The 18,929-nt window shown below is 45.7% G+C and carries 20 protein-coding genes; 11 read left to right on the top strand and 9 right to left on the bottom strand.

Annotated elements, in window-relative coordinates:
- Positions 1-28: 28 nt before the first annotated feature.
- On the bottom strand, positions 29-2,353 hold the full coding sequence (locus tag SOHN41_RS07590; RefSeq protein ID WP_007647340.1) for a DNA internalization-related competence protein ComEC/Rec2: 2,325 nt from the start codon (positions 2,351-2,353) through the stop codon (positions 29-31).
- A gap of 32 nt (positions 2,354-2,385) precedes the next feature.
- On the opposite strand from SOHN41_RS07590, the gene SOHN41_RS07585 reads away from it, so the two are divergent.
- From SOHN41_RS07585 to SOHN41_RS07560, 6 genes are all read left to right on the top strand, one after another.
- Entirely contained in the window at positions 2,386-2,895 is a 510-nt protein-coding gene (locus SOHN41_RS07585; protein ID WP_007647339.1) for a DUF2062 domain-containing protein, read from the top strand.
- A gap of 329 nt (positions 2,896-3,224) precedes the next feature.
- On the top strand, positions 3,225-4,397 hold the full coding sequence (locus SOHN41_RS07580; protein ID WP_037458405.1) for an NnrS family protein: 1,173 nt from the start codon (positions 3,225-3,227) through the stop codon (positions 4,395-4,397).
- 125 nt (positions 4,398-4,522) lie between these two features.
- Positions 4,523-4,927: a phosphate-starvation-inducible protein PsiE gene (locus tag SOHN41_RS07575; protein WP_007647335.1), complete on the top strand. Its 405-nt coding sequence runs from the start codon at positions 4,523-4,525 to the stop codon at positions 4,925-4,927.
- A gap of 159 nt (positions 4,928-5,086) precedes the next feature.
- A complete protein-coding gene (locus tag SOHN41_RS07570; RefSeq protein WP_007647333.1) occupies positions 5,087-5,389 on the top strand; it encodes a PilZ domain-containing protein in 303 nt (100 codons plus the stop codon).
- A gap of 77 nt (positions 5,390-5,466) precedes the next feature.
- Entirely contained in the window at positions 5,467-6,135 is a 669-nt protein-coding gene (locus SOHN41_RS07565) for an AAA family ATPase (RefSeq protein ID WP_007647331.1), read from the top strand.
- Positions 6,122-6,463: a hypothetical protein gene (locus tag SOHN41_RS07560; RefSeq protein WP_007647329.1), complete on the top strand. Its 342-nt coding sequence runs from the start codon at positions 6,122-6,124 to the stop codon at positions 6,461-6,463. Before SOHN41_RS07565 ends, SOHN41_RS07560 begins: the two co-directional genes overlap by 14 nt.
- 30 nt (positions 6,464-6,493) lie before the next feature.
- Here SOHN41_RS07560 and SOHN41_RS07555 read toward each other — a convergent pair whose 3' ends face one another.
- Positions 6,494-6,745, bottom strand: coding sequence for a YecH family metal-binding protein (locus tag SOHN41_RS07555; RefSeq protein WP_037458403.1), 252 nt, complete (start codon positions 6,743-6,745; stop codon positions 6,494-6,496).
- Between the two features lie 128 nt (positions 6,746-6,873).
- Between SOHN41_RS07555 and SOHN41_RS07550 the strand changes: the two genes are divergently transcribed.
- The 5 genes from SOHN41_RS07550 to SOHN41_RS07530 all read left to right on the top strand — a co-directional run bounded on the left by SOHN41_RS07550 (position 6,874) and on the right by SOHN41_RS07530 (position 12,078).
- Positions 6,874-8,556 carry a sensor histidine kinase gene (locus tag SOHN41_RS07550; RefSeq protein ID WP_007647325.1) on the top strand — a complete coding sequence of 561 codons (1,683 nt, stop codon included), beginning with the start codon at positions 6,874-6,876 and terminating at the stop codon, positions 8,554-8,556.
- Positions 8,553-9,263 carry a two-component system response regulator BtsR gene (gene btsR / locus SOHN41_RS07545; protein WP_007647317.1) on the top strand — a complete coding sequence of 237 codons (711 nt, stop codon included), beginning with the start codon at positions 8,553-8,555 and terminating at the stop codon, positions 9,261-9,263. Before SOHN41_RS07550 ends, btsR begins: the two co-directional genes overlap by 4 nt.
- Before the next feature lie 193 nt (positions 9,264-9,456).
- On the top strand, positions 9,457-10,905 hold the full coding sequence (locus SOHN41_RS07540; RefSeq protein WP_007647315.1) for a carbon starvation protein A: 1,449 nt from the start codon (positions 9,457-9,459) through the stop codon (positions 10,903-10,905).
- A 132-nt stretch (positions 10,906-11,037) separates the two neighbouring features.
- Positions 11,038-11,460, top strand: coding sequence for a VF530 family DNA-binding protein (locus SOHN41_RS07535; protein ID WP_007647309.1), 423 nt, complete (start codon positions 11,038-11,040; stop codon positions 11,458-11,460).
- 165 nt (positions 11,461-11,625) lie between these two features.
- Positions 11,626-12,078: a FlxA-like family protein gene (locus SOHN41_RS07530; protein ID WP_007647307.1), complete on the top strand. Its 453-nt coding sequence runs from the start codon at positions 11,626-11,628 to the stop codon at positions 12,076-12,078.
- Between the two features lie 71 nt (positions 12,079-12,149).
- Here SOHN41_RS07530 and SOHN41_RS07525 read toward each other — a convergent pair whose 3' ends face one another.
- From SOHN41_RS07525 to SOHN41_RS07495, 7 genes are all read right to left on the bottom strand, one after another.
- Positions 12,150-12,926 (bottom strand): hypothetical protein, encoded by a 777-nt coding sequence (locus SOHN41_RS07525; RefSeq protein WP_007647303.1) that lies wholly within the window; start codon positions 12,924-12,926, stop codon positions 12,150-12,152.
- A 186-nt stretch (positions 12,927-13,112) separates the two neighbouring features.
- Positions 13,113-13,739 carry a GTP cyclohydrolase II gene (gene ribA / locus SOHN41_RS07520; RefSeq protein ID WP_007647301.1) on the bottom strand — a complete coding sequence of 209 codons (627 nt, stop codon included), beginning with the start codon at positions 13,737-13,739 and terminating at the stop codon, positions 13,113-13,115.
- 289 nt (positions 13,740-14,028) lie between these two features.
- Positions 14,029-14,385: a YibL family ribosome-associated protein gene (locus SOHN41_RS07515; protein WP_007647300.1), complete on the bottom strand. Its 357-nt coding sequence runs from the start codon at positions 14,383-14,385 to the stop codon at positions 14,029-14,031.
- Positions 14,386-14,499: 114 nt separating this feature from the next.
- A complete protein-coding gene (nrdG, locus tag SOHN41_RS07510) occupies positions 14,500-14,961 on the bottom strand; it encodes an anaerobic ribonucleoside-triphosphate reductase-activating protein (RefSeq protein WP_007647299.1) in 462 nt (153 codons plus the stop codon).
- Between the two features lie 114 nt (positions 14,962-15,075).
- Positions 15,076-17,193: an anaerobic ribonucleoside-triphosphate reductase gene (gene nrdD / locus SOHN41_RS07505; RefSeq protein WP_007647298.1), complete on the bottom strand. Its 2,118-nt coding sequence runs from the start codon at positions 17,191-17,193 to the stop codon at positions 15,076-15,078.
- A 296-nt stretch (positions 17,194-17,489) separates the two neighbouring features.
- Positions 17,490-18,179 (bottom strand): hypothetical protein, encoded by a 690-nt coding sequence (locus SOHN41_RS07500; RefSeq protein ID WP_007647297.1) that lies wholly within the window; start codon positions 18,177-18,179, stop codon positions 17,490-17,492.
- Positions 18,180-18,297: 118 nt separating this feature from the next.
- Positions 18,298-18,801, bottom strand: a complete 504-nt coding sequence (locus tag SOHN41_RS07495) for a MarR family winged helix-turn-helix transcriptional regulator (protein ID WP_007647292.1) — start codon at positions 18,799-18,801, stop codon at positions 18,298-18,300.
- Positions 18,802-18,929: the final 128 nt, after the last annotated feature.

Here is an 18,929-nt window from a genome sequence, read left to right as displayed (position 1 = left end):
AACACTAAATTATGGCAAAGTAGCCATTCTACTCTGGATTAATCAAGTCACCAAATCTAAACAAGCGGTTGTACCAAAATGGTGCTAAATCCTGCCTGTAGGTTTTAACATTTCGCTCATTTTGCTGAAAAATCACACTAATTTGCCCCTCCTCCCCTGTTGTTAGATACATAATATTCCGTCGTTGATATCGCTCGACCACCGCGGGCTTAGGAAATCCATATCGATTAGCAAGCCCAGCAGGGAACAATACCAGTTCCGGTGAAACTGCATCAATAAAAGCATCGGTAGATGAGGTTTTGCTGCCATGGTGTGGCGCGATTAGCACCTGATTCACTAACGGTGTCGATTGTATTTGGGCCTGTGTAATTAATCTTGCCTCTGTTTCCTTCTCGATATCGCCGGTCAATAGTATGCTTTGCTGGCCATCATCGATACGCAGCACACAGGAACCATTATTGCCAACAATGGCCATGTTAGGTGACAGTATCGACACGTTAAGCGATTGCCATTCAATTTGGTTAGGGCGACAAGCCTGTCCGCCCAAATTAGGCACATCGGTTATCCACTGAGCCTGTGGATATGCCTGAGCGAGTACAGCGGCGCCGCCTGCATGGTCGTTATCACTATGGCTGATAACAATATAGTCAATCTCTTCAATACCTTTCGTGCGCAAAAACGGCACTATCACCCGTTCGCTATAGCTAAAATCATCACCAAATGCAGCGCCAGTATCATAAATAAGCCCCCTGCCATCCTTTTCCACCACAACAGCGAGTCCTTGGCCAACATCTAATAGATGCACTGTCCAAGAGAGGGATTTAAGTGGTAACCATTTGAGTGAAACGATGAATATCAGAGGCATAAAGAAGCATCCCATCACGCCATACCAAGGCCAGTATTTATACTGGCGAGGGATATAACGCCAGAGCATTCCCCCTAACAATGCAAAAAGCCCCATGGCCAAGGCGCTATCTGGTACCGCTTGCCAATGGGCAGGCAAGCGGCCACTGATATCTAATAGCTTGTCATAGGGCATTAACATCCAATCGCTTAAGCGCAATAACCCTATCCATGAGGATCCCAAAAGCGTACTCAACCACCAAAGAACAAAACCAGCCATGGCCAGTGGGATCACCACAAAACTAAACCAGGGCACGACAAGTATATTCATCCACAAACTGTGGATGCTCATCCCCCCGAAGAGGACCGCTTGTACGAGCCCAAGGCCGAGACTCAGACGCCACTGAATCGACCAAAACTGCCTTAAACCCACCCCAAGACCTACCGCAAGATTGACATTTTCAGTCAAAGGCCGCGTTTGGGGAGCCGTTTCTAGGGTGTATAAAATAATCGCTAACGCGCAAAATGACAGCCAAAATCCAGCGCTTAAACAAGATAATGGGTCAATCAACAGCACCACAAATAAGGCAAATAATAGGCGCTCCCATGGACTAGAAAAACGCTTTAATAGGCTCAACAACATCAATAGTAAGATCATCACAAGTGCCCGCTGGGTCGATACGCCAAACCCTGCTAGATAGGCATAAAAAATGGCGCCGCCACCTGAAAGCACTAAGGAAAGAACCACATTTCGACGACTCGGGTTAGGGGCGTAACGGGTAAGAGCAAACAAGGTGCACGCATAAATCCATGCGGTCACCACGGACAAATGCAAACCAGAAATAGCAACTAAATGACCTGTCCCCGTTTGCCTGAGTGCTTGCCACCTCGATTGGGAGATAAGCCGCTTATCGCCTAAAATAAGCGCCAACAATATGTCTCCCTGTGGCAATGTCGACAGTTGCGGGCTTAGCTGTGTAATGAGCCGATTTCTTAATGAGGGACGGGATTCGAGCAACTCTGCCTGAACAATTTTTCCTCTTCCCACAATATGTTGGCTAATTAATTGCTTTTGCTCGTTATATCCACCTTGATTTAAGACACTCGAGATGCTTTTAGGCACCAAGGTAAATAACCACACCTGTCCTACTTCAACCGCTAGGGGTTCCTTCCAAGTCAATCTTAGCTTAGCCTGTGGCCCTAAGATTAAATTTGGTTTAATGATTGATATATCCAAACTAAGCCAGTCGCTGTTTTGACTAACTAGTGATATGATTTCGCCCCTCACCTGAATAGGTTGTTGTAACACTGGAAGATCCTGCCTAGATAATCCTAAGCAAAAACCAGTTAGCCATACAATGGCAAAGAGTCCACCCGAATAGATGGGGGCTTTTTGATATAGGATTATGGCCCCAACGAAAAGATAGGGTAAATAACTGACTGACGGCAGCGATGGCCACAACATCGCTGACAACAAGGTGGCACTAAAGCCAAAGATGAATCGATTCATAGTGAATTAAGTTAAGACAGCAATTTCAGCCTATGCCAAAAAAATTAATAAAAAGATTTATGCCAAAGCCTGAAACTTTGCGTGAGCATAAACACTTACGCATGTTCGGACGTTTACTACACAATCCTAATCTGTGGGCACTGAACCGAAAATCAGCCCCAGGCGCCTTTGCTGTAGGTCTATTTGTGGCTTGGATACCTATGCCATTTCAAATGGTCGTTGCCGCTGCATTTGCTATTTTCTTTAACGTCAACATCCCCGTTTCGGTCGCTTTAGTATGGATCACGAATCCCTTAACTATGCCCGTAATGTTTTACGGCGCTTACTTATTAGGCGCAAAAATTCTCGGCCATGCCCCACAGGAATTTGCCTTCGAGGCCAGTTGGCAGTGGATTGAAGCCTCGCTTACGACTATTGGCCCCGCCTTTTTATTAGGCTGCCTGGCGTTAGGAGTGATTTTTTCGGCGACGGGTTATTTGCTGATCAGCAGTCTTTGGAAGTACTCCATTATGTTTAAGTGGCAAAAACGTAAGAATAAATAATTTACTAGCCTATCCATAAATCGCTCACTCGGGCTCAAATATTAAATTTGGCCCGTCAAGCATGGGTCATTTTCGCAATATAAAACTGGCCCATCCCACTAATTTCCGTTACCACTCAGCATGATTTGAAATCTCATGCTCAGAATATTGAGCCCATGCACTGCATCGAGGCTCCTCATTCGGCTTTACGTTCAACAGAGTGTCAAATTTCCCGTGAAATAGAGTAGTACCAATCACTGTAGAGCGAGTACTCACTATGGGATATATACATTCATTTAATTTGCAGCTTAAAATATGGCAAGTTTATACCCCAACCTAAGTCATATTTTATGTTAAACATCGACGAGCCCTCACATCTCCAACCTAGAATGGCACTTTTTCGACTAGGCTTTAGACCCTTCTTTCTCTTTGCCAGTGTATTCAGCGTGTTCGCATTGATTGTCTGGGGGAGTTTTCTAAATGGTATCAATGTATTACCTAGCACACTGAATCCACTATGGTGGCATGGCCATGAGATGATTTTTGGTTTTGTCTGTGCCGTCGTCGCTGGTTTTTTACTCACAGCGGTGCAAAACTGGACAGGTCGACCTGGGGTAAAAGGCTTAGCCTTACTCGGACTATTTTGTGTTTGGCTATTACCACGGATTTTACTGTTCGCCCCCTTTGGAATACCATTTACTTTGATAATGGCACTCGATTTACTCTTTTTGCCCCTCACCGCCACATTACTCGCCATTTCTGTCATTCAAGTACGCCAATGGCGTAATTTTGTGTTTATCCCGATCTTAAGCTTGCTCACCCTACTCAATGCGGCCAGCTATTACGGACTACTCACACAAAAGTTTGAGTGGATCAACAATGGTTTGTATGGCGCAATTCTGATGATCAGTATTATCGTCGCCCTGCTCGGTGGCCGCGTGATCCCCTTTTTCACTGAGCGTGCAACCCAATGGCAGCGCCAAAGTTCACTTACTTGGCTTGAGTGGTTAAGCTTTGCCAGTTTACTCACCTTAACGATGAGCCTCTTTTTACAACATGAACTCAGCATCAGAGTGATAGCGGGGCTGGCAAGCCTAGTGCTCTTACTACGTTGGAATCGCTGGGGATGGCGGGCAAGCTGGCGAGTACCACTGCTCTGGTCGCTGCACTTAAGCTATTTGTGTATCCCCATCGGATTGGCATTAATTGCCATAGGATTGCCACTCTCAGTGGGCATGCATGCCATCACGGTAGGTGGTTTAGGTGGCATGATATTAGCGATGATGTCACGGGTTTCCTTGGGCCATACTGGCCGACAACTTAAGCCACCGCGTCCCGTGGTGTTCGGTTTTGCCCTCATCTTATTAGCAACTCTCCTTAGAGTATTCGCCGGAATACTAACTCAATGGTCAAATGAGTTACTGCTAGGGGCAATCAGTGGCTGGATATTAGCTTTTGGCTGTTTCTGCTACTGTTATGGCCCAATGCTCTGTCAACCTAGGGCCGATGGACGCCCAGGTTAAGCTTGCCTTTTTCTCTGTGACCAATTCATATCTTGTGAATTGAGTCACAGAGAATTCCTGCTCTTTTCCCTACCTAAAGCATTTTTACTGTTACTATTTATAAAAATATTAAGTAGGGAGTTGCTATGCCATTTTATCGCCAATACGGTGCCAAAGGGCTAAAAGCCGTAGAACATTTGGTACTGATCATTATCGCCATTGCCACTGTCGTCGCCATCGGACAAGAAATTGTTCATATTTTCTCGGTTGGCGCGGTCGCACTCGCTGACTTGCTATTGTTGTTTATTTACCTCGAAGTCTTAGCCATGGTGGCTAACTACGCAGAGTCAGGTAAACTCCCCGTACGTATGCCACTTTATATTGCGATTGTTGCCTTAGCCCGTTACCTGATTTTAGATATGAAAAGCATGGATGATTGGCGCATTGCGGCAATTTCTATTTCAACCTTGATCTTAGCGGGAACAGTGATCGTCATCCGTTGGGGCCAGTTAAAAATGCCTTATCCTAAAAATCAAGAATACGACAATTAATCAAACACCTGAGTTGGTGCTATTGAAGAAGCATTCACTAGCCCCTGCAGTCCTCGTTTTAAAACTATTATCAAAGACCTAGCTTTCACGTTGGTATTCTGTGAAAAAGCAATTATGCTAAGTTTTACTAGGATCAATTATTTACGGGGCAATCGAGTTATGGGTGACCATCCTACTGGTTTTGAAGAAAAACGCACATCACTGCGTGTGGATATGGAAGCGGATCGTGTCCTCCTACATTGGAGCGATCAAGAAGGAGTCGAACACACAGACGAAGGCGTTTGTATCGATTTGGCCAGAAGAGGGATTTTATTCGATTATAAAAAACCATTTGCACTGGGTGAATTAATCGAAGTCACTTTTAATCCCAACACCTTCCAGCAAAATACCATCAAGGGCCAAGTATGCCGTTGCTCTCAATGTCACGAGCAAAGCTACCATATCGCCATGCAATTGCTTTAATTTCACTTAAGCTACGCAGGGTAAGCTGAGCTGTTCTACACTGAATTAATTGAAAGATTCACGCAGGGGACGTCACAATGATTTTGTTGGTAGGTGGTGAGAAAGGGGGAAGTGGCAAGAGTTGTCTCGCGCAAAACCTCGCGGTTTATATTAAGCAGAAATTCGATGCAAACGTCCTTATGGTCGATTGTGATCCACAGCGTACCACGTCAGATTGGATCCAAGCCCGAAACAATGATCCAAGTTTACCCGCCATCAACTGTATTCAGCTCTATGGCAAAATTCGCAATGACTTACTTAGTCTAAATGAACGTTTCGAGTATGTCATTGTTGACTGTGGTGGTCAGGATAACCTCGCAATGCGTGCCGCTATGTCGGTCGCAACTTATGTGGTGATCCCACTTAGGCCCAAGAGACGAGATCTTAAAACCCTTCCCCATATGGAAGATATGCTGAGTACGTGTAAAATGGTCAACCCCAAAATGGTGGCCACCATAGTACTGACGCAATGCCCTGCTCTTCCAACACAATTTAAGCGTATTTTAGAGGCAAAAGATGTAGTGCAATCCTTTGGGCTACGGGTGCTCAACTCAGTGACCTTTTGCCGTAACATTTATGATGACAGTGAGGAAAAAGGATCTTCGGTCATCGAAATTGAGCCGGATGGTAAAGCAGCTGATGAAATTCGCGCCATAGTGGATGAGTTATTCACTTTACCACCAGAAAATAGCTATGAGCTTAACTGATCTTAAACGCAAGAAACCCAAACAAATCATCACACCGGTTTCTGTCGATGATTTTATTGAGGATGCCAATAACTACGCCTTAGGTAAGGCGAGTCTTTTAGCTACACCACCGACAAATGTCCAACGGGGCTTAGATAAGAAGTCGGCCAAAATTTACCGACATGCCACTTTTACGCTCACAGAAACCAGTATCTCCCAACTCGATATACTGTCAAAGGACACTAAAATGGCGAAGTCTCGCTTATTGCGGATTTTAATTGAAGAGTTCAGCCAACGTACTGCTGCCGAACAACACAGAATCGTCCATAAAAATGAAGATGAGCATTAATCAGCAGCAAATATCTTCCTTTAAGCTTAGTTAGTGATCAGAATGATGGCACTGCCGCCCAGCAACAAAGGCCATTCCCAGCTCAGTTTCTTGGAGTTTCTCTTTACTCGTGAGTAAACTTATCAATTCAATTGCAGTGAGATTTTCAGCACTACAAGTGTGATAGCGCGCAGAACCACCAAACTTCTGCGCCATAAGAGTAATTAATTCATGCTTTAAAATGGGGCTTCCTTGAGCTACCATCAGCGCCATAACGTCATGACCGTGAACAGAGTCGGACATGTATCCTCCAAAAGATGCAATTAAGATTGCTCTTTATAGCCGAACTGTTGAATTTGAACCCTGATCTCGCGCACATACTGTTGATTTGGTCCGCTGCGCTGACATCTGTGCCGAAAATGTGAGCCTCTATGTCCTTGATCCTTTTACTCACCCAGCAGATGTCACTGTACTTAGTGATTGTTTACTTAGTCAGTAAAACACCGCTTTTTAAACTATTTGCTGAAACCTCTCCACGCTTACCCCACAAAATTTTTATCTATTTAATTTTTTCCAGCTTCTGCATTATGGCAACCTACTTTGGCGAGCAAACCTCAGGTGCAATTGCTAATACCCGCGCCATGGGGGCCGTACTGGGTGGATTATTAGGCGGTCCAGTGACGGGATTGTTAGTCGGATTGACGGGGGGATTGCATCGCTACAGTATGGGCGGTTTTACCGATGTCGCCTGCGCCATATCGACAACGCTTGAAGGCCTTTCTGCGGGTATGATCAGTTTTTACCTACGCAGAGCAGGTAAGAGTGAACTTATCTACAACCCATTGCTAGTGTGTTTAGTCACCTTCTACGCTGAAATGATGCAAATGAGCATTATCCTGTTAATTGCACGCCCGTTTGACGATGCATGGGAACTTGTTCGTCAAATTGCGCCGCCGATGTTACTTGTTAACTCCATCGGAGCAGCGCTGTTTATGAGCATGATCCGCGATCAAAAAACAATGTTCGATAAACTCTCCTCAAGCTTTTCGACTAAAGCCCTAAAAATTGCCGAACGTAGTGTTGGGTTACTCTCTAAAGGTTTTAATGAGGAAAGTAGCGGCAAGGTGGCACAAATTGTGATTGAAGAAACCAATGTGGGCGCAGTCGCTATTACGGATAGGGAAAAACTATTAGCCTTTATCGGGATCGGCGCCGATCACCATATTCCAGGAACACCTATTTCATCAAAAATCACCCTTGAGGCCATTAATCAAAATAAGGTGATGTTTGCCGATGGCGTCGAAACGCCCTATGCCTGCTCGATTTCGAACCAATGCAAACTAGGTTCGAGTCTAGTGATCCCCTTGCGTAGTGACACCGAGGTCATAGGTACAATTAAATTATATGAACCTAAAAATAAACTGTTCTTGAATATTAACCGCACCTTAGGTGAAGGTATCGCACGTTTACTATCCAACCAAATTTTGTATGGACGCTTCGAACAACAGCAAAACCTACTCACCCAGGCAGAGTTAAAACTGCTGCAAGCCCAAGTCAATCCGCACTTTTTATTTAATGCGCTCAATACTATCAGTGCGATTATCAAACGCGATCCTGATATGTCTAAACAGCTATTGCAACAGTTGTCGCAGTTTTTACGGATAAACCTAAAACGCACCACAGGCCTAGTCACTCTCGGGGATGAGCTAGATCACATCGCCTCCTATCTCACCATTGAGAAGGCTCGTTTTATTGATAAATTACAAGTTAACATTGCCATACCTGAATCACTCTACCACTGCAAAGTTCCCGCATTTACCCTGCAACCCATCATAGAAAATGCCGTCAAACACGGCACATCGCATATGATAGAGCAAGGGCAGATAAAAGTAACAGGTAAGCTAGATGACAATATTTTAGAGTTAGATGTCACTGATAATGCAGGTTTATACCAGCCAGTGTCAGGCTCCGAAGGACTTGGGATGAACTTAGTCCATAAGCGGATCCAAAACCTATTTGGCGAACAGTATGGCATCACAGTAGAATGCGAGCCGGACGAATACACTAAAGTCACCATTCGCCTGCCTATAGAACCAACGGAAACAAACACGTGATCACTTGTTTAATTGTGGATGATGAGCTGTTTGCTCGTGAGGAACTCGCCGATCTCCTCAGGCAAGAAGCGGACATTGATATTATTGGCCAATGCGCTAATGCCATCGAGGCATTGCAAACCATTGCTAAGGAAAAACCCCAACTGGTTTTCCTCGACATTCAAATGCCACGCATCTCGGGGATGGAGTTAATTGCAATGCTCGATCCTGAAACCTTACCTAAAATCGTGTTTGTGACCGCCTACGACGAGTTTGCCGTAAAGGCCTTCGATAGCCATGCCTTCGATTATTTACTCAAACCCATAGATGCCGACAGACTGAACCAAACCCTTAAACGTGTTCGCAAAGATCTTACACCACAGGCCGTCAATGCCATAGCGCCATCCAGCCTCGAGCACTTGCCCTGCTACAGCGGTAGCAAGTTAAAAGTCATTCCCATCCAAGATGTGGAATACGTGTTTAGTGATTTAAGCGGCATCCATGTCGCCTGCACTAAGGGAAAGGTCCACACCCAACTCACATTGAAAGTGCTAGAGGAAAAGACACCGCTAGTGCGCTGTCATCGTCAATATCTCATCTCACCGAAGGCTATTGCCGAAATTGAGTTGCTCGATACTGGCGCCGAAGTCACCACCTTACTCGGGGACAAAGTGCCCGTATCCCGTCGTTATCTTAAGAGCCTTAAGCAATTGTTTGGTTTTCAATAATGTTATTTTAACCGCTTAATCGCACCAGAATACCGCTTAGGGCGGTGCATACTTAAGAATGACATACGTATGCAACCGCTCGTGCCACCCTATTGCCGCTGACGCTGCATTATCGACCTCTTAACCAAATCTCCCTGTTTTACGTAAACAACTTGTTTACACTCTGTTTAACTCAAATGGGGAGATAACAAATATGATGTGGTTCCTACTCTGTGTCGGTCTTTTGATCGGCGGCTATTTTATCTATGGCGCCTTTGTCGAAAAAGTCTTCGGCATTAACGCTAAACGTCAAACACCGGCTTACAGCCAAACGGACGGCGTCGACTACGTGCCAATGTCTAAGGGCAAAGTCTATCTAATCCAATTACTTAACATCGCAGGTGTCGGTCCAATCTTTGGTCCTATTCTCGGTGCTCTCTATGGTCCTGCAGCGATGCTGTGGATTGTGATCGGTTGTATTTTCGCAGGTGCGGTTCACGATTATTTCTCGGGAATGTTATCCGTTCGTAACGGTGGCCAATCTGTGCCTAACCTCGCGGGGAAATACCTAGGTAAGAGTGCAAAACACTTTATGAATGTGTTTGCAATCATATTACTACTGCTCGTGGGTGTGGTGTTTATTTCGGCACCAGCAGGCCTGCTTGGCAAACTGACTGGCTGGGATGTCAGCATTTTTGTGGGCATTATCTTCGTTTATTATCTGATCGCAACTGTGGTACCTGTCGATAAAATTATCGGTCGACTCTACCCATTTTTTGGCGCCCTGCTGTTCTTTATGTCCTTTGGCCTTGCCTTCGCCATTATTCTGTCGAGCGAGCATACCTTACTACCCAATGTACAAGCTGGCGATTTCTTACAGAATTTAAACCCAAATGACATGCCACTTTGGCCTGCATTATTTATCACCATCGCTTGTGGTGCTGTTTCAGGCTTCCATGCAACCCAGTCACCGCTAATGGCGCGTTGTGTTGAAAATGAAACGAATGGCCGTTTTGTGTTCTTCGGTGCCATGATTGGTGAGGGCATTATTGCGCTGCTTTGGTGTGCCATTGCATTGTCTTACTTCGGTGGTGTTGAAGGTTTAAATGCGGGTATGTCAGGCAACCCTGCAAACGTCGTATATGAAGCTTCTACTGGCCTGTTAGGTGCTGTAGGTGGCTTTATGGCTATCCTAGGTGTGATTATCCTGCCAATCACCTCTGGCGACACGGCATTCCGCTCTGCCCGTCTGATTTTGGCTGAATTTTTCAAAATACCACAGGTAGCCTTACCAAAACGTTTAGTACTGGCTATTCCATTATTTGTGATTGGTGGCCTGCTGACACAAGTCGATTTTGGAGTGATTTGGCGCTATTTCGGTGTAGCAAACCAAGCGACTGCAGTGCTCATGCTATGGACGGCTTCAGCCTACCTGTTGCGCCATAATAAACTGCATTGGATTTGTACTATTCCGGCAATGTTTATGACCACAGTCGTCATCACCTTCTTGCTCAACTCTGCAACCTTAGGTGCGGGTCTACCAATGACCTTATCGACCATTGCAGGCCTAGTCTCTACCTTAGTGATTACAGGATTGCTGATTGTCAAAACCAAAGGTAAAGGCGACGTCGATAGCGAAGCTGAATTACCCGATGAAGCATAAACGTCTAACAACCTTAGACTGAATAAATACTCCCAAACAGGCACTTCCAATAGTGCCTGTTTTTTTATGGCCATAAATAGGCTCTAACTTCAGCCACTAAACTGCTATAATCCCGCCATAGTTCACTGCAATATGCAAAATATGACTCAAGCCAATAATCCACTGCATGGTATTAAATTAGAAACCATTATCACTGACCTCGTCGAGCGTTATGGCTGGGAAGAATTGGGTGAACGGATCAAAATCCGTTGTTTTACCCATGATCCCAGCATTAAATCGAGTCTGCGTTTCTTAAGAAAAACCGACTGGGCAAGGGAAAAAGTAGAATATTTATACTTAAAAGCCAATAAACTTCCCCTCCCTCTTAAATCAGAGGCGAGTGCTTCATCCCCTCACAGGACTAAGGCCACTCCCACTAAAAGTGTTGCTTCAAATAAAGCTCCTAGCTCCTCTACGCAGAGAAACACAGCACTAAGCAAGGAACCGACCAAAGGGACGGAGTCGACAGCCACTGATGGTAATGTCAATAGCCATATTTGGGGAACACGGGATTAACGCTTTCTAACACAGCCCTTTAGAATACACCAAAGGGCTGGCCCCATAACAATGCCACCCAACGATAGCCAACTGCCGACAATATATTGGGAGATCGGCTCTAGTTTTTTGGCTCGCCGCCGATATAGATAGGGTCTATATATCAAGTGCTATAAGGGATATCCGATGAACATTAATGGATTAAACATCGCAGCTAATAGTACGGCATTTAAATCCGTCTCAAACGCCTTTATTACCCCCACTCAAACGGCAACCTCAACCGCGACAGCGGATCCTCAAAGTGATGACACTCAAGCAAGTGTGTCAATATCCACTGCTGGGCGTGCAGCTTTAGCAACGGAAGTGGGCGCGGCATTGAGAAGCAGTAGCGCAGAGAAAAAACAGCAAGCCGAAAGTACCGATACAGAAGAGCCCACATCGCTCATCGATGAACAAATCAAACGCATAAAAGAGCAAATCAAGGCACTCCAAGAAATGCTCACTAAACTCGAAGGCGATAACTCTAAGACCGCAGAGCAGCAACGTAAGTTGATCCAAGAGCAGATCATGCTGCTCAGTAATCAAATCACTGTCTTAATGGATAAAAAAATGCGCGATGCCCAAGAATCGGCGGGATAGTGCAATCACAGTCCCTTAAGAATGACCCTTAGCTTAACTGAAGCAACAGTATGGATGAGGTACGCTCAATACTAAATAGGAAAGCTAAACACCAAACGCCAGATATTTAACCCATCACCAGTTCGGTAACTGAGCCCGATGCGGTCAACCCCGAGCAAATCGCCACCCAAAGGTTTTGAGAATGCAAGCGTTGCGCCCACTTCATAGCTGCCAGAGACTAACGTATCTTGATCGGTATTACTGCTAAAGTTCAGCTCATTAAAATACCAATAACCTATGGCAAAAATCCTCGGCTGAGCCTGTATGTTCCGCCATTGCCAGCGCGGTGATAGTCCAATATCGACACCACTTTGCAACACCGCAAATTGATCCGTTAATGTACCGATCCGCTCACTGTAACCCGCAAAGTGTAAGCGAGACACCCAAACGCTCTCTTCACCCGCAAACGAAAAATCGTACAAACTACTCACACCCGAAGCGAAGATAGCCACATTGTCGCTGGTATCGAAGTTAGTACCGAACCCGAGGTCAAAATAGGCTTCCATGCGGGTATTCTCGCTCCCCTGCCAATGATGCTCCACACCGGGCGTCACCGTCATAGTGCCAACCGAAGAAGGTAATTCTCCTTCGGTCAGGTCCCTTGCTAAATAGTCAAAAAAACCAAAGGATAAAGGAACACGCAGCCATGTACGGCTGTCTCTATCTTTTTGTAAATCAAAGGTTAAAGGGATACTGACAACAGTCGCATTCTGTTCTGCGGCACGATAAACCCCTGTGCCTAAGTAGCTGCCAAAGGCATAAGCGGAATTGGGATTGTTCATACCATCGATGGGGGAATCGGTGGCCATAGTTGCCAAAGAATCCGTCGACGATGGACTCGATATGAAGGGGGCGGCAGAAACATCCTGTGCCCACACAACCAGAGAAGCAATAACGCCGATACACAGCGTAGGCACTGATAAAACCGCAAATGATAGCCGATAGCTCAATTTGTTCTAACAGTCCTGATGTTCAGCCGTTAATAGGTAGACATTTTAGCTTGAGGGCGACTCATCTTCATCCATAAAATGATGTTCAGACATCATATGTCCAAGCTCGGTAGACTTAGTTTTTAAATAAGCCTCATTATAGCGATTTTTACCGACTTGTAATGGCACTCGCTCAACAACTTCAATGCCAAGATCTTTCATCGCTTTGACTTTACGAGGATTATTGGTCATCAAGCGCACATGCTTCACGCCGATCTGTTCAAGCATAGGCTTAATCATATCGTATTTGCGCATATCCGCTGGGAAGCCTAACTGTTCGTTGGCTTCGACCGTATTAGCCCCCTTATCCTGCAACTCGTAGGCTCGGATCTTATTCAATAAACCAATACCTCGCCCTTCTTGGCGCAGATACAGAATAAAACCGCTGCCTGTTTCGGCAATATTTTGCATCGCGGTTTGTAACTGAAAACCACAGTCACAACGCAGGCTAAATAGGGCATCACCGGTTAAACATTCTGAATGGATACGGCCTAATACTGGCTCATCCGCACTGAGAGTTCCAAAAGTGAGGGCGACATGCTCTTTGCCTGTTTCTGTATCCTCAAAACCATGCATGGCAAACACCCCCCAAGGAGTGGGTAACTTTGACGTCGCGACATATTTTATCGACATGACTTAACCTTAACGACAACTCTCATTCCATGAGACGAGGAAACATCCATAAAAACAAACCCGTAATTAGGCACTTAGCCAATGAAGCACCCTATTCTAAAGCGTTTTACACCATCAAGAAATACTGTAGTGATTGAATCAACTTCAACTAAAAGCCTGGTGCTCAATCGCAATATGATGCATCCCAGCAACTTTTAGTCTATTTAGGGCCGCAAACACCGCGTCGATATTAGAAGCTATGCCGCCAATCCCTTGGTACTCAGCAGCGCCGAGTACACCTTGACTCGGGTTAAAACTTTGCTGGAGCGTAACCTGTCACTTCAGTCAGTCCCATTTCACGGCCCAAAGCTGTCATGGGATGAACCACGACTAAACCTTTAACTGACTTTTTCAGTTGGCCCATATCGGCTTGCTCAGCTTTCGTCAGTGCGCGGTGAAAGGGCAAATGTTTGATGTCGTCGCCCTGCTTATTTAACAGGCGCGTCTGCTGGCCCTTCACACTGCTAATTTGCTTAGTGACTGCGGCGATTTCACGTTTAAACTGGGCAATAATAGCGTCATCGCCCCGTTGCTCTGCCGCAGCAAGTTTACGACGAAATTTATCTAATTTATCGTTTAGCTGCTGCAGTTCTTGCTTTAAATTCATTCTTTTACCTTAATTTACCTAAGTTAGCCACAGTAACATTTTCGCCTATTAGTGCTAGTATCTGTGTCAAGGTTTGTGATTATAACAGCAAGTTGTCGATCCTCGTTACCGCTTTTATAACAAACGTATTTTCTGATTGCTGCTACCACGGAAAGCCAAACTTGGGTCCGCTAAGCTTTGCTCGAATTTTCCATCCACCAGCACATCAATATACTCAAGCACGGCTTTTTGTAAGTCTGTTAGTTCATCAAGTACGTAGCCCGTCCACAGCCAGATATCTTTTTCTGGACATGCTGTTTTTACCCGTTTAACCAGCGCTAGAATGGCCTCTACATTCGCGGGCAGTAAAGGATCTCCACCTGAGAGTGACAAACCACGGCGCACAATTCGTGTATCCTTAAGATCGGCAATAATCCTATCTTCCATTGCCCGATCAAATAGATGCCCAGAGCGCACATCCCAAGTGCTTTGATTATAGCAACCACGGCATTGGTGCTCACAACCCGAGACAAACAAGGTTGCCCGTGTTCCGGGACCATTGACCACATCGATGGGATAATATTGGTGATAATTCATAGTGTCAGTTCCAGATGATCCCCCCGAACCAATGTCGGCTAAAACATGCGGCGCAGCAAGGAATATCCCGCTGCGCCTCAAGGTCAGTGTACTAGATGCAATGATTCCAAAATGTTACAAATGTTTGATCCTACGTTTCACTTCTTCTTGCTTACCGTGGTTAAATGGCCTTGCATCCGGACTACCTAAATAACCGCAGACTCGACGAGTCACCGACACTCGGCTCGGTTCGTGGTTACCACATTTAGGACAGGTAAAGCCCTTACTCGTACAGCTAAATTCCCCCGTAAAACCACAGTCATAGCATTCATCTATCGGCGTATTCGTGCCGTAATAAGGCACGCGGCTATAGCTGTAATCCCAGACATTTTCCAGCGCCTCAAGGTTATGCTGCATATTGGGATACTCGCCATAGCAGATAAAGCCACCATTGGCGATGGCAGGATAAGGTTGTTCAAAATCAATCTTATCAAAGGGGTTAACGTGCTTTTCGACATCCAAATGGAAGCTATTGGTGTAATATCCCTTATCCGTGACGCCAGCGACGACACCAAATTGTTTCGCATCGAGTTTACAGAAACGGCTGCATAGGCTCTCACTTGGCGTGCTGTACAAGCTAAACCCATAACCCGTCTCGGCTTTCCACGCCTCTGTTGCCGCTTTTAAATGGGCCACTATCCCTACGGCTTTTTCACGCAGATCTGTATTATCAAATACATGGTGTTCTGTGCCATAGAGTGCATTAATGGTTTCATGTAACCCTATATAGCCTAATGAAATAGACGCTCGGCCATTTTTGAATATCTGCGCTATGTCGTCATCGGCACGTAAACGCACTCCACAGGCACCTTCCATATAAAGAATGGGGGCCACGCGGGCTTTCACGCCGTTCAAACGTTCAATACGAGTATCCAGAGCCCTGCGAGCAAGGGCCAAACGGTCATCGAGAATGCGGTAAAATTCGGCTTCATTCCCCTTGGCCTCTAGGGCAATGCGTGGCAGGTTAAGGCTCACCACTCCAAGGTTATTACGCCCTTCATGAACCAACTCCCCATTTTCTTTATAGGTGCCTAAGAAGCTGCGGCATCCCATGGGGGTTTTGAATGAGCCAGTGACCTTTTCAACCTGCTCATAGTTTAAAATGTCGGGATACATCCGCATGCTCGCACACTTCAAGGCCATTTGTTTGACATCGTAGTTGCAATCGCCCGCCTTATGGTTAATACCATCTCGAATTGCGAACACTAGTTTTGGGAAGACCGCTGTTTTACGGTTTTTTCCTAAGCCGGCCATTCGCACTTTGAGCATGGATTGCTGGATAAGACGTGACTCCCACGAGGTACCTAAACCAAAACCAAAGGTGACAAAGGGCGTTTGGCCATTGGCTGTGTGTAAAGTATTGACTTCATACTCGAGCGACTGAAAAGCATCGTGGCATTCTTTTTCAGTTTGCGCCGTGGCAAAGGCCTTGGCATCTTTAATCTGCCAGTTCAATGCAACCTGATAATGCTTGTCATAGCTCTTTGCCACGAAGGGCGCTAACACTTCATCGATTCGATTGATGGTTGTACCACCATAGATATGGCTGGCGACTTGGGCGATGATCTGTGCGGTGACAGCGGTTGCCGTTGAGATCGATTTGGGAGTTTCTATCTCGGCATTACCCATTTTAAAACCGTGGGTTAGCATGCCAGCCAGATCAATCAGCATGCAGTTAAACATGGGGAAGAATGGCGAATAATCTAAATCATGGTAGTGGATTTCCCCCGCTTCATGGGCGGCCACGACGTCCTTTGGCAAAATATGGCTCTTGGCATAGTGCTTAGCCACGATCCCCGCAAGTAAATCCCGCTGAGTCGGGATGACTTTCGAGTCTTTGTTAGCATTTTCATTTAACAGTGCGGCATTGCTCTGCTCAACCAGACCACGAATTTCTAAATTCAGTTTACTGGTGGCTTCGCGGCAAATATCCCTATCATGACGATACTCAATATACACCCTAGCCAATGGCTTATAGGGCCCCTCCATCAGCAGATTTTCAACGGCATCTTGCAAATGGTGAATATCCACTTCGGATAAAGATGCCACCCGTAGACTGACGCAAGCGGCCACTGTGGCAGCATAGTCGGCATCCTCTATCCCAACTGAGTTTGCAGCGGCGATAACCGCATCTCTTATCCTTGTCTCATCAAAAGGCGTGCGGCAACCATCCCGCTTAATCACGACTGGCATTGTTCAGTTCCTCTCCATCTCGATTAAAAATAACACTATATATAGTGATTAAATAATCAATAAACACAATATATAGAGCATTAAGCGATATCAGCGTTGAAACTTCCATGATCCAGATCATGATTTAGAAGATGGAAGAAAAGAACAAAGAAGAACTGCAGCAAAGCCCTATGATCTGAAAGTAGGGCCTTGACCTGAGTGAAAAAGCAGGATAGTCGTACTTAAAAAAGCAGGATAGTCGTACTCAAAAATCTTGAGGTGGCACCCTCCCACTCGGAGGAATAACTGCGGGCCAGTTAACGCTTTGCCAAGGCTAAGTAGCTACTCAACTGCCCAAGGGCCGACTGCTGTGATCCCATAGACGAGGCCACTTGCATCGTTGATTTCAGTCCCTGCCATTGCTGCTTTTGCGTGTCAGTCATGGGAGGGTTTGAGTTTAAATAATCCGTTAATTGCCCAAACACTTTGGCCGCTTTTTGGGCTAAAAGGGGGGACTGGGCATCATCCATATTCGTTAGCACATTCTTAGCATCGACTAAGGTGTTGATCAATGAGCTGTTAGGAGAGGTTTCTGTAAGGGACTTAAGCTCATCATCTAAAAAATTCTGCAGGGATTGCGCGCCCGTCGTATCGGAACTGAGTGAGTTAATCCCATTTTGCGATAAACGTTCGACTTGTTTCTCCGATAGAATACCGTCTTTCTGTAAACGAGAAACTAACGCAGGAATATCCGCGACACTGAATTGACCGTTAGCAAAAAAATCCTTCGACATCGCTTGGATTTTTTGTGCTCGCTGCGCCCGTGATGACAGTGCAATCGCATCGCCCCCCGTCGATTCTGTCTGAGTCGTGCTTGTCCGGGATTGCGACTTTTCGGCACTTTGGTCCGTCTTGGCCGTGCTCGCTTTCTGGCTATTGACGCCATAGGCATCGGCAATGCTGGTGTTGCTGTGATTAAGATTTGAGGTATTTAAAATAGAACTCATGTCAAATATTCGGCGTCTAAAACTGCGTAACGTTTTAAAGCAAAAACTAAGCCAATCAAGTATTAATCTGTGCAGGCCTTGAATTCATGGGTAGCGAACAACATCAGCAACTTTATCCCTAGGACTGTAAATCTTCAATAAGGGCAAGACATTGCCGCCTCAATAAATCGAGTGCCTCGGCATCCATCTGCACTTTATTCAGCAAGGCTTGCTTCAAGGCTAGGGCTTCATGCTTAATCGCCTCTCCCCGAGTGGTCAGAGTGATCAATTTTTTCCGCTCATCTTCAACGCAGGCCAAACGCGTGATCAACCCTTTTACCTCTAACCGCTTAACGATAGGCGTTAGCGTCCCCATATCCAGCTTAGTCGCCGCCGATAGCTGGGTTTGGCTACAGCCATTTTGACGCCACAGGGTTTGCATCACCAGATATTGAGGGAAAGTTAACTCGTATGCCTCGAGTAAAGGCCGATAAGCGCGCACTAAGGCATTGCTCGCAGAATATAACGCGAAGCACACATTATCTGATAAACACAGTGCATCACTTGGCGCTGGGTTTTGTAGCTCTGGATTTTGACTCTGATCTGTAGATCCAAGCTCTAAGTGAGATAAACAATTTTGCACGTATAAGCGCCTGTCATTCAAACATAGCGCTATCTTATCCGATCCGCCCCATCGCATCTAGTTTGCGCGCAAAGTATTTGCATTATGTCATGAAGCCACGTACAGTTGACGCAGTTAGTTTGCGCACA

The organism is Shewanella sp. HN-41 (assembly GCF_000217915.1).
Taxonomy (GTDB): Bacteria; Pseudomonadota; Gammaproteobacteria; order Enterobacterales; family Shewanellaceae; genus Shewanella.
This window is presented reverse-complemented; position numbering and strand designations above follow the sequence as displayed.